Here is a 15,384-nt window from a genome sequence, read left to right on the forward strand (position 1 = left end):
GAGTGCGTGGATGTTAGGCGGTCGCCGCGGCGACATCGCGAGGCGCGAGGCCGCGCGCCGAGGCGCGCCGCAGCCCCGAGACCACCGCGTGCAGCGAGGCGTTGACGATGTTGCGGTCGATGCCGACGCCGAACAGCGTCTGCTCGCCGATGCGCAGTTCCAGGTAGGCGACGGCGCGTGCGTCGGCGCCCTCGCCGACCGCGTGCTCGTGGTAGTCGAGCACGCGGATCGCCACGCCGGCGCGCTGCGCCAGGCCGGCGACGAAGGCGTCGATCGGGCCGGTGCCCTGCCCGCTCACCGTGTGCACCGCGCCGTCGAGGCGCACGCCGGCCTCGATCGCCACGCGCTCCGGCCCGGCCTCGCGCACCGCCACCTGCACGACGCCCGGCGCGTCGATGCCGTACTCGCGGTCGAAGATGGCGCGAAGCTGCGCCGCATCGACCTCCTTGCCGCTGTCGTCGGTGACCGCCTGCACGACCTGGCTGAACTCGATCTGCAAACGGCGCGGCAGCTCCAGCCCGTGCTCGGCTTCGAGCAGGTAGGCGATGCCGCCCTTGCCCGACTGGCTGTTGACGCGGATCACCGCGTCGTAGCTGCGCCCCAGGTCCTTGGGGTCGATCGGCAGGTAGGGCATGTCCCAGACATCGCCCTCGCGGCGCGCCGCGAAGGCCTTCCTGATCGCGTCCTGGTGCGAGCCGGAGAACGAGGTGTAGACCAGGTCGCCGACGTAGGGGTGGCGCGGGTGCACCGGCAACTGGTTGCAGTGCTCGACGCAGCGGCGCACCTCGTCGATGTCGGAGAAGTCCAGCCCGGGCGACACGCCCTGCGTGTACAGGTTCAGCGCGATGTTGACGATGTCGACGTTGCCGGTGCGCTCGCCGTTGCCGAACAGGCAGCCCTCGACGCGGTCGGCGCCGGCCATCAGCGCCAGCTCGCCGGCGGCGGTGCCGGTGCCGCGGTCGTTGTGCGGGTGCACCGACAGCACCACGCCGTCGCGGCGCTCGATGTGGCGGTGCATCCACTCGATCATGTCGGCGAACACGTTGGGCGTGCTGTGCTCGACGGTGGACGGCAGGTTGACGATCACCTGGTTGCTCGGCGAGGCCTCCCACACGGCGGTGACCGCATCGACCACGCGCTTGGCGAACGGCAGCTCGGTGCCCGAGAACATCTCCGGCGAGTATTCGAAGGTCCACTGCGTCGCGCCCTGCGCGCGCGCCAGGTCGCGGATCAGCCGCGCATGCGTGGTGGCCAGTTCGACGATGCCGTCCTCGTCCAGCCCCAGCACCACGCGGCGCATCACCGGCGCGGTGGCGTTGTAGACGTGCACGATGGCGCGCTTCGCGCCCTGCAGCGCCTCGAAGGTGCGCCGGATCAGCGGCTCGCGCGCCTGCGTCAGCACCTGGATGGTCACGTCGTCGGGAATGCGGTCCTGCTCGATCAGCAGGCGCACGAAGTCGAAGTCGGTCTGCGAGGCCGAGGGGAAGCCGACCTCGATCTGCTTGAAGCCGATCTTCAGCAGCATCTCGAACATGCGCAGCTTGCGCTGCGCGTCCATCGGCTCGATCAGCGCCTGGTTGCCGTCGCGCAGGTCGACGCTGCACCACTGCGGCGCGCGGGTCAGCACCGCGTCGGGCCAGCGGCGGTCTTTCAGGCCGATGGGCTGGAACGCCCGGTACTTCTGCTGCGGATGCTTCAACATCATGGTTGCCTCGTGAAGGTGGTGATGGCAACCCGCGCATTCCCGAAAATCGAACGGCCCGCTGCGGGTTGCATACGGGCCGTGAGATCGGAAAACGAATGGACGTGGACGATCAGCGAGCCCGTGGAACTCCTAGAAGAAGCGCTAGCGTGGTCGCGGTCGGGAACGTCATGGGTCGCAGTCTAGCACGGCCGGCTCAGCGGTGCAGGCCCTGCTCGTCGGGCTCGTCGGTCGAGGTGGAGATCACGCTGACCGGCTTGCCCTTGGCCTTGCGGTACGCGTACATCCCATAGCCCGACAGGCCGTAGACGACGAACAGCGCGAACAGCACGGTGGGCGGGTGGTAGGCGATCAGCGCGAAACCCAGCGCGATCGCGACGATCACGATGAAGGGCACCGAGCGCTTGAAGCTGATGTCCTTGAAGCTGTAGAAGGGCACGTTGGTGACCATCGTCAGCCCGGCGAAGAGCGTGAAGCCCAGCGCCGTCCAGCCCAGCCACGGGCCCTCGCGGAAGCCCTGGTAGCCGTTGTCGTCCATCAGCCAGATGAAACCGATCACCAGCGCTGCCGCCGCCGGGCTCGGCAGGCCCTGGAAAAAGCGCTTGTCGACCACGCCGACGTTGACGTTGAAGCGCGCCAGCCGCAGCGCCGCCGAGGCGCAGTAGACGAAAGCCGCGATCCAGCCCAGCTTGCCCATGCCCTTGAGCGCCCACTCGTAGACGATCAGCGCCGGCGCGGCGCCGAAGGACACCATGTCCGACAGGCTGTCCATCTGCTCGCCGAAGGCGCTCTGCGTGTTGGTCATGCGCGCGACGCGGCCGTCCAGGCTGTCGAGCACCATCGCGCAGAACACGCCGATGGCGGCCTGCTCGAAGCGCTGGTTCATCGCCATCACGACGGCGTAGAAGCCGCCGAACAGCGCCGCCAGCGTGAACAGGTTGGGCAGGATGTAGATGCCCTTGCGGCGCGGCCGCGGCACGAGATCGGTGTCGTCGGCCGGTTCGGGTGCGTCGTTCATGGCCGCGAGGATACCGCACGGTGCCTCAACGAAAACGGCCGCGTGGGGCGCACGCGGCCGTCGAGGACAAGAAGCCCGGATCAGTTGCGCGACTGGTCGACCAGGCGGTTCTTCTTGATCCACGGCATCATCGCGCGCAGTTTCTCGCCGACCACCTCGATCGAGTGCTCGGCCGTCAGGCGGCGGCGCGACTGCAGCGTCGGCGCGCCGGCGCGGTTCTCGAGGATGAAGCTCTTGGCGTACTCGCCGGTCTGGATGTCCTTGAGCACCTGCTTCATGACCTTCTTGGTCTCTTCGGTGACGATGCGCGGGCCGGTCACGTACTCGCCGTACTCGGCGTTGTTCGAGATCGAGTAGTTCATGTTCGCGATGCCGCCCTCGTAGATCAGGTCGACGATCAGCTTCAGCTCGTGCAGGCACTCGAAGTAGGCCATCTCGGGCGCGTAGCCGGCTTCCACCAGCGTCTCGTAGCCGGCCTTGATCAGCTCGACGGTGCCGCCGCACAGCACGGCCTGCTCGCCGAACAGGTCGGTCTCGGTCTCCTCGCGGAAGTTGGTCTCGATGATGCCGGCCTTGCCGCCGCCGTTGGCCACCGCATAGGAGAGCGCCAGATCGCGCGCCTTGCCCGACTTGTCGGCGTGCACCGCGACGAGGTGCGGCACGCCGCCGCCCTGGGTGTAGGTCGAGCGCACGGTGTGGCCCGGCGCCTTGGGCGCGACCATCCACACGTCGAGGTCGGCGCGCGGCACGACCTGGCCGTAGTGCACGTTGAAGCCGTGCGCGAAGGCCAGCGACGCGCCCTGCCTGATGTTCGGCTCGACGTCGTTCTTGTAGACGGCGGCGATCTGCTCGTCGGGCAGCAGGATCATCACCACGTCGGCGCTCTTCACCGCCTCGGCGACCTCGGCGACCTTCAGCCCGGCCTTCTCGACCTTGGCCCAGGAGGCGCCGCCCTTGCGCAGTCCGACGGTGACTTTGACGCCGCTGTCGTTGAGGTTCTGCGCGTGCGCATGGCCCTGCGAGCCGTAGCCGATGATGGTGACGTTCTTGCCCTTGATGAGGCTCAGGTCGGCGTCCTTGTCGTAGTAGACCTTCATGTCTTCTCCTTCTTTCGTTCGTTCAATGAGCGGGGTTCAAGTGCGGAGAATCCGCTCGCCGCGACCGATCCCGCTGGTGCCGGTGCGCACGGTTTCGAGGATGGCGGCGCGGTCGATGGCCTCGATGAAGGCATCGAGCTTGCCCGCGTCGCCCGTCAGTTCGATGGTGTAGCTCTTCTCGGTGACGTCGATGATGCGGCCGCGGAAGATGTCGGCCATGCGCTTCATCTCCTCGCGTTCCTTGCCGACGGCGCGCACCTTGATCAGCATGAGCTCGCGCTCGGTGTAGGCGCCTTCGGTCAGGTCGACGACCTTGACCACCTCGATCAGCCGGTTCAGGTGCTTGGTGATCTGCTCGATCACCTCGTCGGAGCCGGTGGTGACGATGGTCATGCGCGACAGCGAGGCGTCCTCGGTCGGCGCCACCGTCAGGCTCTCGATGTTGTAGCCGCGGGCGGAGAACAGCGCGACCACGCGCGACAGCGCACCGGGCTCGTTCTCGAGCAGCAAAGCGATGATGTGTTTCATGTGGGTTTCAGCGCGCTCTTCGGGCCGGCGGCGGTAACCGGCGGCCTTTGGCCACGCTGCTTGGGTTGAGGGAAGAAAGTGAACGATCCGGGGCGTTTCGCGCGTCCCGCCGGCTCCTGGCGCGCGCCCGGTCAGGCGCGAGCCCTCGCCGGCGTTTGGCGCGTCACAGGTCCTCGGAGCCCAGCAGCATCTCCGAGATGCCCTTGCCCGCCTTGACCATGGGCCAGACGTTCTCGGTCGGGTCGGTGCGCACGTCGAGGAACACCGTGCGGTCCTTCAACTTGATGGCCTCGCGCAGCGCCGGCTCCACGTCGGCCGGCTTCTCGATCTTCAGGCCGACGTGGCCGTAGGCCTCGGCGAGCTTGACGAAGTCGGGCAACGCGTCCATGTAGCTGTGCGAGTAGCGGCCCTGGTAGTCCAGTTCCTGCCACTGCCGCACCATGCCGAGGTAGCGGTTGTTCAGCGAGATGATCTTGACCGGCGTCTTGTACTGCTGGCAGGTCGACAGCTCCTGGATGCACATCTGGATCGAGCCCTCGCCGGTGATGCAGAACACGTCCGCGTCCGGCTTGGCGAGCTTGATGCCCATCGCGTACGGCAGGCCCACGCCCATCGTGCCCAGGCCGCCGGAGTTGATCCAGCGGCGCGGCTCGTCGAAGCGGTAGTACTGCGCCGCCCACATCTGGTGCTGGCCGACGTCGGAGGTGACGTAGCAGTCGCTGCCGCGCGTCATCTCCCAGAGCTTGTCGATCACGTACTGCGGCTTGATGACCTCGCTGCTGTTCTTGTAGCTCAGGCACTCGCGCTTGCGCCACTCGTTGACCTGGGCCCACCACGCGGCCAGCGCCTGCGCGTCGGGGCGCGCCTGGGCTTCCTTGATCTGCGCGATCAGCTCCTGCAGCACGTCCTTCACGTCGCCGACGATCGGGATGTCGACCTTGACGCGCTTGGAGATCGACGAGGGGTCGATGTCGACGTGGATGATCTTGCGCTGCACCGTCGCGAAGTGCGCCGGGTTGCCGATCACGCGGTCGTCGAAGCGCGCGCCCACGGCCAGCAGGACGTCGCAGTTCTGCATCGTCATGTTGGCTTCGTAGGTGCCGTGCATGCCCAGCATGCCGAGGAAGCGCGGGTCGGTGGCGGGCATCGCGCCCAGGCCCATCAGCGTGTTGGTGCAGGGGTAGCCGAGCAGCTCGACCAGCTCGCGCAGCTCGGCCGCGGCGTTGCCCAGCACCACGCCGCCGCCGGTGTAGATGTACGGGCGCCGTGCCGCCAGCAGCAGTTGCACGGCCTTGCGGATCTGCCCGCCGTGGCCCTTGCGCACCGGGTTGTACGAGCGCATCTCCACCGTGGCCGGGTAGTGGAAGGGCGCGGTCTTCAGCGACACGTCCTTCGGGATGTCGACCACCACCGGGCCGGGACGGCCGGTGCGGGCGATGTGGAAGGCCTTCTTGATCGTCGTGGCCAGCTCGCGCACGTCCTTGACCAGGAAGTTGTGCTTGACGATGGGCCGCGTGATGCCGACGGTGTCGCACTCCTGGAAGGCGTCCAGGCCGATCGCCGGCGTCGGCACCTGCCCGGTGATGACCACCATCGGGATCGAGTCCATGTAGGCCGTCGCGATGCCGGTCACGGCATTCGTGACGCCCGGCCCCGAGGTGACCAGCGCGACGCCGACGTCGCCGGTGGCGCGCGCGTAGCCGTCGGCCGCGTGCACGGCCGCCTGCTCGTGGCGCACCAGCACGTGCTCGATGGTGTTCTGCTTGTACAGGGCGTCGTAGATGTAGAGCACCGCACCGCCGGGGTAGCCCCAGAGGTACTTGACGCCTTCGGCCTGCAAGCAGCGGACCAGGATTTCCGACCCGTTCGGGTCGGCATGAGGGGGGGTTTGCGGTTGTGCCGTGGCGGCACGCTTGATTTCCGCGGCAGACATGTCCATGTAGAACCTCTGTGAATTTCTCTGACGAAAAACCATCGGTGCACCTCTCCGCATCCTCGTGAGACGGGTGTGGTGCCTGCGCGGTCAGGAATACGAGGCGTCCGGGTCGGACGTCCAGCTCTTGACCCAGCTGTTGTGCAAAGCAGCATTATGACATCTGTTTGCACCTCGACTGCGCCACGCCATGTTCCGAATGGGTGCGGTGACATAATCCCGCGCGACTTTCAGGGCCTCGCCCCAGCGCGAGGCACCCGCCCTTGGCTTCCGACAAAGAACTCGCCGACTTCCTCAAGAGCGCAGAGCGGCGCGCCTTCAAGCGCGTGGCCTACGCCATCCGCGACGAGAACGCCGCGCTGGATGTCGTGCAGGACTCGATGATCCGGCTGGCCGAGAAATACGCCGACCGCCCCGCCGCCGAGCTGCCGCTGCTGTTCCAGCGCATCGTCTCGAACGCCACGATGGACTGGTTCCGGCGCCAGAAGGTGCGCAATGCGCATGTGCGGAACTTCTCGGATTTCGAGACCACCGACGACGACGGCGAGTTCAACATCCTGGAGGCGCTCGAATCGCTGGACGGCTCCCCGGAGACCGAGAGCGCCGCCGACTCGGTGTCGCGGGCCCAGATCCTGCTCGCGATCGAGCAGGAGATCCAGCAGTTGCCCGGGCGTCAACGGGAGGCTTTCCTGCTGCGTTACTGGGAGGATTTCGACGTCGCCGAAACCGCCCAGGCCATGGGTTGTTCGGAGGGATCGGTCAAGACGCACTGCTCCAGAGCCGTGCACGCCTTGGCCAAGGCCCTCCAGGCGAAGGGAATTGCACCGTGAAGAACTCGAACACCTCCGCTTCCGCCGCCGCGCTCGACGCGCTGGAGTCGCGCGTCGCCTACCGCATCGCGGCGCGCCTGAGCGAGCGCGCCGAAACGATCGACGGTGATGTCGCCGAACGCCTGCGCTTCGCGCGCGAGCAGGCCTTGGCGCGCGCCAAGGCGGTGCGCACCGCGCACGCCGGCGCGGTGGTGGGTGTGGGCGCCGGCGGTGCCGCGCTGCTCGGTGGCGGCGGCGGCTGGTGGCTCAAGCTCGGCTCGGTGCTGCCGCTGCTGGCGCTGGCCGCGGGCCTGGTGCTGATCCAGCACCTGCACACCGAGGCGCAAATCGAGGCCGCCGCGCAGATCGACGTCGAACTGCTCGCCGACGATCTCCCGCCGGCGGCCTACACCGACGCCGGCTTCGTCGAGTTCCTCAAGTCCTCTCCGCTCGACGATTGAGGGCGCGCATGAGCCCTCGCCTCCCCCGCCTGCGCCCGCTGGGCACGGCAGCCGTGCTGGCTGCCGTGCTGGTCGGCGGCGGCTTCTTCGCGATGACCTCGGCGGTGCACGCCGGCGGCGGCGCACGTCCCGTGCCCACGGCCGAGACCGGCCCGCGCTGGCGCGAGCTCAGCCCGGCGCAACGCGCCGCGCTCAAGCCACTCGAGCGTGACTGGGCCAGCATCGACGAGCCGCGCAAGCAGAAGTGGCTGGAAATCGCCAACCGCTACCCCGCGATGCCGCCGGCCGAGCGCGAGCGCATCACCGCGCGCATGTCGGAGTGGGTCAAGCGCTCGCCGGCCGAGCGCGGCCAGGCGCGGCTGAACTTCCAGAACGCGCGCCAGATCACCCCCGAGGAGCGCCAGGCGCGCTGGCAGGCCTACCAGTCGCTCAGCCCGGAAGAGCGCAGCCGGCTCGCCGAGCGCGCCGCCCCCGGCCGCGCCGCCGAGCGCCGCGCCGGCCCGGCCCGGCGCGACGACGTGCAGGACAAGTCCAACCTCGTGCCGAACCCGCCGCCGGCGGCCGCGCGCAGGCCGGTGGCGCCGTCGGTGGTGCAGGCCGCGCCCGGCGCCACCACGACGCTGATCTCCAAGCGCCCGATGCCGCCCACGCACCAGCAGCCTGGCCTGCCGAAGATCGTGGCCTCGCCCTCCTTCGTCGACAAGCAGACCCTGCTGCCGCAACGCGGCGCGCAGGGCGCGGCCGTTGTGACGCTGCCGCCGCCGGCCCGCGCCGCGAGCCGGTGAGCGATCCCGCCGCGAGCGAAGGCGCCGGCCCCGGCGCGAGCACGCCGGACGCCTGGCGCCGCCTGGCCTGTTTCCTCTACGAAGGCGTGCTGCTGTTCGGCGTGGTCTGGGGCGCGGGGCTGGTCTATTCGATCGTCACCGGGCAGCGCAACGCGATGACCGGGCAGACCGGCATGCAGTTGCTGCAGTTCCTGGTGCTCGGCGCCTACTTCGTCTGGTTCTGGTCGCGCCGCGGCCAGACGCTGCCGATGCAGACCTGGGGCATCCGCGTCGTGCGGCTCGACGGCAGGCCGCTGACGCCGCTGCGCGCGGCCTGCCGCTACCTGCTCGCCTGGCTGTGGTTCCTGCCCGGGCTGGCCGCCGCGCGGCTGGCGGGCATCCACGAGCCCTGGCCGGTCGCCGTGATCGTGCTGGCGGGCATGGCCACCTATGCCACGATCGGGTTGCTGCATCCGCGCAAGCAGTTCCTGCACGACGTGCTCTGCGGCACGCAACTGATCCACTGGAAGACCGAGCGCCGCCGCCCATGAACACGCCAGCCCTGTCGGTCTGCGTCTACTGCGGCTCGCGCGACGGCGACGACCCGGCCTTCGCCGCGGCCGCCCACGCCGTCGGCCGCGGCATCGCCGAGCGCGGCTGGCAGCTCGTCTACGGCGGCGGGCGCGCCGGGCTGATGGGCCGCGTGGCCGATGCGGCGCTGGCCGCCGGCGGCCGCGTGGTCGGCGTGATCCCGCGCTCGCTGATGGAGCGCGAGGTCGGCCATGCCGGGCTGTCGGAGCTGCACGTCGTCGACACCATGCACCAGCGCAAGCGGCTGATGGCCGAGCGCAGCGACGCCTTCGTCGCGCTGCCCGGCGGCATAGGCACCTTCGAGGAACTGTTCGAGGTCTGGACCTGGCGCCAGCTCGGCTACCACGACAAGCCGGTCGGCCTGCTCAACGCGGCGGGCTACTACGACGCGCTGCTCGGCTTCCTCGGCCAGACCGTGGCGCACGGTTTTGTCGCCCCGCCGCAGCGGGCGCTGCTGCAGGTCAACGCCGAGCCGGCCGCGCTGCTCGACGCGATAGGCCGCCTCGCGCCGCGCGCCACCGCGCCCGACGACTACGGCCGCATCTGATCAGACGGCGTCTTCGTTGGTCTCGCCGGTGCGGATGCGCACCACCTGCTCGACCGGCGTGACGAAGATCTTGCCGTCGCCGATCTTGCCGGTCTTGGCGGCCTTGACGATGGCCTCGATGCAGCGCTCGACGTCGGCGTCCTTCACGACGACCTCGACCTTGACCTTGGGCAGGAAGTCGACCACGTACTCGGCGCCGCGGTACAGCTCGGTGTGGCCCTTCTGGCGCCCGAAGCCCTTGACCTCGGTCACGGTCAGCCCGGTGACGCCGACCTCGGCCAGCCCTTCACGAACCTCTTCGAGCTTGAATGGTTTGACGACGGCGGTGATCTGCTTCATGGCCTGCTCCGAAGGGTTGAACTGGGGCTAGTGTAGTTTCAGGCGCGGAACTTCGAGGTGATCGGATAGCGCCAGTCGCGGCCGAAGGCGCGGTGCGTGATGCGGATGCCCACCGGCGCCTGGCGGCGCTTGTACTCGTTCACCTTGATGAGGTGCGTCACGCGCTCCACGTCGGTGCGCGCGAAGCCGGCCGCGACGATCTCCTCGATGGACTGGTCGTCTTCCATGTAGCGCTCGAGGATGGCGTCCAGCACCTCGTAAGGCGGCAGGCTGTCCTGGTCGGTCTGGTCGGGGCGCAGTTCGGCCGAGGGCGGCCGCGTGATGATGCGCTGCGGGATCACCTCGCGCCCCTGCGCGTTCTTCCAGTTCGCGAGGCGGTACACCAGGGTCTTGGCCACGTCCTTGATGACCGCGAAGCCGCCGGCCATGTCGCCGTACAGCGTGCAGTAGCCGGTGGCCATCTCGCTCTTGTTGCCCGTGGTCAGCACGATGGCGCCGAACTTGTTCGACAGCGCCATCAAGAGCGTGCCGCGGATGCGCGCCTGGATGTTCTCTTCGGTGGTGTCTTCGGGCAGCCCGGCGAATTCGCCAGCCAGGCTGGCGCGGAAGGCGTCGAACATCGGCACGATGGAGATCTCGTCGTAGCGCACGCCCAGGCGCTGCGCCATGTCGCGCGCGTCGATCCAGGAGATGTCGGCGGTGTAGGGCGAGGGCATCATCACGGTGCGCACCTTGTCGGCGCCCAGCGCGTCGACCGCGATCGCCAGCACCAGCGCCGAGTCGATGCCGCCGGACAGGCCGATGATCGCGCCGGGAAAGCCGTTCTTGACGATGTAGTCGCGCACGCCGGTCACCAGTGCCGCCCAGGCCTGCGCCTCGATGGCGGGCACCTCGGCCAGCGGGCCGCGCAGCGCGCCGCCGCGCACCTCGACCAGCGTCAGCGCCTCCTCGAACATCGGCGCGCGCGCGCCCACCGCGCCCTGCGCGTCGACGGCGAACGAGGCGCCGTCGAACACCACCTCGTCCTGCGCGCCGGTGAGGTGCGAGTACAGCAGCGGCACGCCGGCCTGGCGCGCGCGCTCGGCCATGCGCTGCTCGCGCTCGGCCAGCTTGCCCAGGTGGAAGGGCGAGGCGTTGAGCACGCACAGCGCCTGCGCGCCGGCCGCCGTGGCCGCGGCGGCCGGCTCGTCGAACCAGGCGTCCTCGCAGATCAGCACGCCGAAGCGCGTGCCGTCCACCTCGAACACCAGCGGCGGCTGGCCGGCGTCGCGGCCCGAGGCGAAGTAGCGGCGCTCGTCGAACACCTGGTAGTTCGGCAGCTCGCGCTTGCAGTACGTGGCGAGGATGCGTCCCCCCGCCAGCACCGAGGCGGCATTGAAGCGCCGCTGCACCGCCAGCGACTTGGACCTAACATCGCCGCGCTCACCGAACTGATGCGGATGCCCCACCACCACGTGCAAGCCGTCGAGACCGGCCAGCGACCGCGCGACGCCGGCCAGCGCCTCGGCGCAGGCCTGCATGAAGGCCGGGCGCAGCAGCAGGTCTTCGGGCGGGTAGCCGCACAGGCTCAGCTCCGGGAACAGCACCAGCCGCGCGCCCTGCGCGTGCGCGCGGGTCGCGTACTCGACGATGCGGCGGGCGTTGCCGGCGATGTCGCCCACCGTCACGTTGATCTGCGCGAGGGCGACTTGAACGGGCGGGCGAGCTGACATGGGGCGCGACGAAGGGTTGGGCGACTATGTTATCCGCGTCCACGACGCGCCCTCGCGCATCGACGCGCGGCAATGGAACGCGCTGCTCGATGCGGAGCCCGAGGCGACGCCTTTCATGCGCCACGAGTACCTCGCCGCGCTGCACGACTCGGGCAGCGCGACGCACGCCACCGGCTGGCAGCCGCTGTTCATCACGCTGCACCACGGCGAAACGCTGGCCGGCGCCGCACCGCTCTACCTGAAGACGCATTCCTACGGCGAATACGTGTTCGACTGGGCCTGGGCCGACGCCTACCAGCGCCACGGCCTGGCCTACTACCCCAAGCTGCTGGGCGCCGTGCCGTTCACGCCGGTGCCCGGCGCGCGGCTGCTGGCCCGCGGCGAGCCCGAACGCCGCCTGCTGCTGCGCGCCATGCGCCGGATCGGGCGGCAACAACAGCTTTCGTCGGCACACCTGCTGTTCATGTCCGACGCCGATGTGGCCGCCGCGCGCGCCGAAGGCTGGCTGCTGCGCGCCAACGTGCAGTTCCACTGGCGCAACCCGGCCGAGGCGCCCTACGCCGACTTCGCCGCCTTCCTCGCCGGGCTGCAGCGCGACAAGCGCAAGAAGATCCAGCAGGAGCGGCGCCGTGTCGCCGAGGCCGGCGTCGATTTCGAGATCCTCGAAGCCGAGGCCATCGACGAATCGGCCTGGGACTTCTTCCACCGCTGCTACACCCTCACCTACCGCGCGCACCACTCGACGCCCTACCTGACGCGCGACTTCTTCGCGCGCATGGCCGCGACGATGGCGCGCCACTGGCTGCTGTTCATCGCGCGGCGCGGCGGGCAGCGCATCGCCTGCTCGCTGGTGGCCATGGACCCCGGCCGCCGCGCCGCCTGGGGCCGCTACTGGGGCGCCGTCGAGGCCGTGCCCTGCCTGCACTTCGAGGCCTGCTACTACCAGCCGCTGCAATGGTGCATCGCGCACGGCTACCGCCGCTTCGAGGGCGGCGCGCAGGGCGAGCACAAGATGGCGCGCGGCCTGCTGCCGGTGGCCACGCACTCGGCGCACTGGCTCGCGCACCCGCAGTTCTCGCGCGCCGTGGCCGATTTCCTCGCCGCCGAGAGCGGCGGCGTCGAGCGCTACCTCGACGAACTGAACGAGCGCAACCCCTTCAAGGCTGCTTGAAGTCGCCCGCCAGCACCAGGGCGATGTCCTCCGGCTTGATGTACTTGCGCAGCGCCGCGTTCACCTGCGCCAGCGTCGCCTTGGCGATCGCCTCGTCGACCTGCTGCGAATAGGCGTACGTGCGATCGAGGTCGAGGTTGCTCGCCAGCGCCGCGGCGATGCCGCCGTCCTGCGCGCGCGACAGGCGGCGGAAGTTGAGCAGCCCGCGCTGGCCCTCGGCCAGCTCCTGCGCGGTGAAGCCGTCCTTCAGCGCGCGCGCGATCTCCTCGCGCAGCGCCTGCTCGACCTTGGCCGCGTTCTGCGGCGCGAAGATCGCGCCGGCGGTCCAGGTGGAATGCGCCTCGCGCGGGTTCCAGCCTATCGAGCTGCGCACGTCGTAAGACAGGCCCTCGCTCTCGCGGATGCGACGCCACAGCCGCGAGCTGCCGCCCTGGCCGAGCAGGTAGTTGGCCAGCGTCAGCGCCGGGTAGTCGGCGTCGCGGTCCGACAGCGGCAGCGGCAGCTTGGCCGCCAGCGTGGCGTTCTGCTTGTCGGGCGTGGCGATCACCAGGCGCTGCGGCGCCGGCGCGACGAAGGGCCGCGGCACGCGCGTGTAGGGCGCGCCGCCGCGCCAGTCGCCGAAGCCCTGCTCGAGCGCGGCGCGCACCTGCGCCACGTCGAGGTCGCCGGCGGCGCCGAACTCGCCGCGCGCCGCGCCGTAGAAGCGGCGATGGAAGTCGCGGATGGCCTCCAGCGTCACGCCGTTCACGTCCTGCGCCATCTCGTCGAAGCTGCGCACGTGGCGCACGTCGCCGCGCGGATACGGGTTGCCGATGCGGCCGATCGTGTTGTCGGCCAGCGCGTCGGGTTCCTTGCGCTGCGATTCGATCGCGGTGAGCGTCTGGCGACGCACCTCGTCGAAGGCGTCGGCCGGGAAGGCGGGCCTGCGCAGCAGCTCGGCGGCCAGGCCGATCGCGTCGGCCAGGTGTTCGCGGCGCGAGGCGATCGTCACGTCGACGCGGCCCGGCGAGCCGTGGAAGGACATCTCGGTCTTCAGCGCGTCGAGCCGGTCCTGCACCTGCTCGCGCGTCAGCGTGGCGCTGCCCTTGTCGAGCAGCGCGGCGGTGAAGTCGGCCACTTCGGCCTGGCCGTTCAGCGATGCCTCGTCGCCGAAGCGCAGCGTCAGCACCGCGCGCACCGCCTGGCCGCGCGTCGCCTTGGGCAGCACCGCCGCGCGCACGCCGCCGGCCTCGAAGCGCTGCGTGCGCGCGTCGATGTTGGCCGGCGTCGCGGCGAAGGCCTCGGCGCGCGCGGCCGCGGGCGCCGGCGTGAAGCTCTTCATCTCCTGCGCGACGTCGATGCGCCGCGGCGCCGGCGCGCGCTGCGGCTTCTCGGTGGGCACGTAGGTGGCCACGGTGCGGTTGTCGGCGATCAGGTACTGCTCGGCCACGCGCTGCACGTCGGCCAGCGTCACGCCGCGCACGCGGTCGCGCAGCAGGAAGAAGAAGCGCCAGTCGCCCTGCGCCACCGACTCCGACAGCACCATGCCGACGGCCTCGGGGTTGTCGAAGGTGCGCTCCCAGTTCTTCAGCCACTTGGCGCGGGCGCGCTGCAGCTCGAGCTCGCCGACCGGCTCGCGGGCGAGCGACTCGATGGTCGCCAGCATCGCCGCGCGCGCCGGCTGCGGGTCGGCCTGCGGCGGCAGTTGCGCGCCCAGCAGCAGCACCGAGGGCTCGGCCAGCGCCAGGGTCTCGCCGAAGGTGCCGGCGGCGAGCTGCTTCTCGGTCAGCACCTTGTGCAGGCGGCCCGAGGGCGCGTCGCCGAGGATCGCCGCCAGCAGCTCGACCGCCGCCGTGTCCGGGTGGCCGGCCGGCGGCACGTGGTAGCCGGCGAACAGCAGCGGCGCGCCGCCGACGCGGCGCAGCACGATGCTGCGCTCGCCGTCCTGCGCCGGGTCGAGCGTGTACTGCGGCGGCAGCACGCGGCGCGGCTTCGGGATCGCGCCGAAGGTGGCCGCCACGCGCTTGAGCACACGCGCCGCGTCGAAGCTGCCCGAGACGATCAGCGTCGCGTTGTCGGGCTGGTAGTGGAGCCGGTAGAAGGCCTGCAGACGGCCGATGTCGACGTTCTCGACGTCGCTGCGCGCGCCGATCACGTCCTTGCCGTAGTTGTGCCAGTCGTACATCAGCGCCAGGATGCGCTGGTAGAGCATGCGCTGCGGGCTGTTCTCGCCCATCTCCATCTCGTTGCGCACCACCGTCATCTCGGTGTCGAGGTCGCGCCGGGCGATGAAGCTGTTGACCATCGAGTCGGCCAGCCAGCCGATGTACCAGTCGAGGTTGCCGGCGTCGGCCGAGAAGCTCGCGGTGTAGTTGGTGCGGTCGAAGCCGGTGCTGCCGTTGGCGGCGAGGCCGCGCTTCTCGAACTCGGCCCAGACCTTGCGGTGCGTCGGCGTGCCCTTGAAGATCAGGTGCTCGAGCAGGTGCGCCATGCCGGTCTCGCCGTAGTTCTCCTGGCGCGAGCCGACGTGGTAGGTCAGGTTGACCGTGGTGGTCGGCTTGGAGTCGTCGGCCACCAGCAGCAGTTGCAAGCCGTTGGCGAGGCGGTATTCGGCGATTCCTTCCACCGAGCCCGCGGCGCGGACGCCGGGCGGCAGCGGCTGCGCCCGGGCGAAGCCGGCCTGGAGGCCGAGAACGAGAAGAACGAGGCCGAGCAGGAATCGGGGCATGGCGG

The 15,384-nt window shown here is 70.0% G+C and carries 14 protein-coding genes; 6 read left to right on the forward strand and 8 right to left on the reverse strand.

Features of this window, described 5'->3' with window-relative positions:
* Positions 1 to 13: 13 nt before the first annotated feature.
* From leuA to QM792_RS12535, 5 genes are all read right to left on the reverse strand, one after another.
* Positions 14 to 1,702, reverse strand: coding sequence for a 2-isopropylmalate synthase (gene leuA / locus QM792_RS12515; RefSeq protein WP_415151624.1), 1,689 nt, complete (start codon positions 1,700 to 1,702; stop codon positions 14 to 16).
* A 196-nt stretch (positions 1,703 to 1,898) separates the two neighbouring features.
* Positions 1,899 to 2,720 carry a CDP-diacylglycerol--serine O-phosphatidyltransferase gene (pssA, locus tag QM792_RS12520; protein WP_415150424.1) on the reverse strand — a complete coding sequence of 274 codons (822 nt, stop codon included), beginning with the start codon at positions 2,718 to 2,720 and terminating at the stop codon, positions 1,899 to 1,901.
* A gap of 80 nt (positions 2,721 to 2,800) precedes the next feature.
* Positions 2,801 to 3,817: a ketol-acid reductoisomerase gene (gene ilvC, locus QM792_RS12525; protein WP_415150426.1), complete on the reverse strand. Its 1,017-nt coding sequence runs from the start codon at positions 3,815 to 3,817 to the stop codon at positions 2,801 to 2,803.
* Between the two features lie 36 nt (positions 3,818 to 3,853).
* Positions 3,854 to 4,345, reverse strand: a complete 492-nt coding sequence (gene ilvN / locus QM792_RS12530; protein ID WP_415150428.1) for an acetolactate synthase small subunit — start codon at positions 4,343 to 4,345, stop codon at positions 3,854 to 3,856.
* A 163-nt stretch (positions 4,346 to 4,508) separates the two neighbouring features.
* Complete coding sequence (locus QM792_RS12535) at positions 4,509 to 6,284, reverse strand: acetolactate synthase 3 catalytic subunit (RefSeq protein WP_415150430.1); 1,776 nt, start codon at positions 6,282 to 6,284, stop codon at positions 4,509 to 4,511.
* Between the two features lie 257 nt (positions 6,285 to 6,541).
* On the opposite strand from QM792_RS12535, the gene QM792_RS12540 reads away from it, so the two are divergent.
* From QM792_RS12540 to QM792_RS12560, 5 genes are read left to right on the forward strand one after another with little or no spacing between them, the layout of a single operon-like run.
* Positions 6,542 to 7,108 carry an RNA polymerase sigma factor gene (locus tag QM792_RS12540; protein WP_415150432.1) on the forward strand — a complete coding sequence of 189 codons (567 nt, stop codon included), beginning with the start codon at positions 6,542 to 6,544 and terminating at the stop codon, positions 7,106 to 7,108.
* On the forward strand, positions 7,105 to 7,548 hold the full coding sequence (locus QM792_RS12545; protein WP_415150434.1) for a DUF3619 family protein: 444 nt from the start codon (positions 7,105 to 7,107) through the stop codon (positions 7,546 to 7,548). The genes QM792_RS12540 and QM792_RS12545 overlap by 4 nt, the downstream gene beginning before the upstream one ends.
* Positions 7,549 to 7,556: 8 nt before the next feature.
* Positions 7,557 to 8,333 (forward strand): DUF3106 domain-containing protein, encoded by a 777-nt coding sequence (locus tag QM792_RS12550; RefSeq protein ID WP_415150436.1) that lies wholly within the window; start codon positions 7,557 to 7,559, stop codon positions 8,331 to 8,333.
* Complete coding sequence (locus QM792_RS12555; protein ID WP_415150437.1) at positions 8,330 to 8,863, forward strand: RDD family protein; 534 nt, start codon at positions 8,330 to 8,332, stop codon at positions 8,861 to 8,863. Before QM792_RS12550 ends, QM792_RS12555 begins: the two co-directional genes overlap by 4 nt.
* On the forward strand, positions 8,860 to 9,450 hold the full coding sequence (locus tag QM792_RS12560; RefSeq protein WP_415150439.1) for a TIGR00730 family Rossman fold protein: 591 nt from the start codon (positions 8,860 to 8,862) through the stop codon (positions 9,448 to 9,450). The genes QM792_RS12555 and QM792_RS12560 overlap by 4 nt, the downstream gene beginning before the upstream one ends.
* Here the strand turns inward: QM792_RS12560 and QM792_RS12565 are convergent, their stop codons facing one another.
* Positions 9,451 to 9,789: a P-II family nitrogen regulator gene (locus QM792_RS12565; protein ID WP_415150441.1), complete on the reverse strand. Its 339-nt coding sequence runs from the start codon at positions 9,787 to 9,789 to the stop codon at positions 9,451 to 9,453.
* A gap of 38 nt (positions 9,790 to 9,827) precedes the next feature.
* Entirely contained in the window at positions 9,828 to 11,501 is a 1,674-nt protein-coding gene (locus QM792_RS12570; RefSeq protein ID WP_415150443.1) for an NAD+ synthase, read from the reverse strand.
* Between QM792_RS12570 and QM792_RS12575 the strand changes: the two genes are divergently transcribed.
* Entirely contained in the window at positions 11,500 to 12,672 is a 1,173-nt protein-coding gene (locus QM792_RS12575) for a GNAT family N-acetyltransferase (protein WP_415150445.1), read from the forward strand. The genes QM792_RS12570 and QM792_RS12575 overlap by 2 nt on opposite strands.
* On the opposite strand, the gene QM792_RS12580 is transcribed toward QM792_RS12575, so the two are convergent.
* Complete coding sequence (locus tag QM792_RS12580; RefSeq protein WP_415150446.1) at positions 12,659 to 15,379, reverse strand: M16 family metallopeptidase; 2,721 nt, start codon at positions 15,377 to 15,379, stop codon at positions 12,659 to 12,661. The genes QM792_RS12575 and QM792_RS12580 overlap by 14 nt on opposite strands.
* Positions 15,380 to 15,384: the final 5 nt, after the last annotated feature.

This window comes from Piscinibacter sp. (assembly GCF_047600445.1).
Lineage (GTDB): Bacteria > Pseudomonadota > Gammaproteobacteria > Burkholderiales > Burkholderiaceae_C > Piscinibacter.

Excerpts from the sequence above, each read along its gene's own strand:
- leuA (WP_415151624.1), bottom strand. The coding sequence starts at position 1,702 with ATGTTGAAGCATCCGCAGCAGAAGTACCGGGCGTTCCAGCCCATCGGC.
- pssA (WP_415150424.1), bottom strand. The coding sequence starts at position 2,720 with ATGAACGACGCACCCGAACCGGCCGACGACACCGATCTCGTGCCGCGG.
- ilvC (WP_415150426.1), bottom strand. The coding sequence starts at position 3,817 with ATGAAGGTCTACTACGACAAGGACGCCGACCTGAGCCTCATCAAGGGC.
- ilvN (WP_415150428.1), bottom strand. The coding sequence starts at position 4,345 with ATGAAACACATCATCGCTTTGCTGCTCGAGAACGAGCCCGGTGCGCTG.
- QM792_RS12535 (WP_415150430.1), bottom strand. The coding sequence starts at position 6,284 with ATGGACATGTCTGCCGCGGAAATCAAGCGTGCCGCCACGGCACAACCG.
- QM792_RS12550 (WP_415150436.1), top strand. The coding sequence starts at position 7,557 with ATGAGCCCTCGCCTCCCCCGCCTGCGCCCGCTGGGCACGGCAGCCGTG.
- QM792_RS12560 (WP_415150439.1), top strand. The coding sequence starts at position 8,860 with ATGAACACGCCAGCCCTGTCGGTCTGCGTCTACTGCGGCTCGCGCGAC.
- QM792_RS12565 (WP_415150441.1), bottom strand. The coding sequence starts at position 9,789 with ATGAAGCAGATCACCGCCGTCGTCAAACCATTCAAGCTCGAAGAGGTT.
- QM792_RS12575 (WP_415150445.1), top strand. The coding sequence starts at position 11,500 with ATGGGGCGCGACGAAGGGTTGGGCGACTATGTTATCCGCGTCCACGAC.
- QM792_RS12570 (WP_415150443.1), bottom strand. The coding sequence starts at position 11,501 with ATGTCAGCTCGCCCGCCCGTTCAAGTCGCCCTCGCGCAGATCAACGTG.
- QM792_RS12580 (WP_415150446.1), bottom strand. The coding sequence starts at position 15,379 with ATGCCCCGATTCCTGCTCGGCCTCGTTCTTCTCGTTCTCGGCCTCCAG.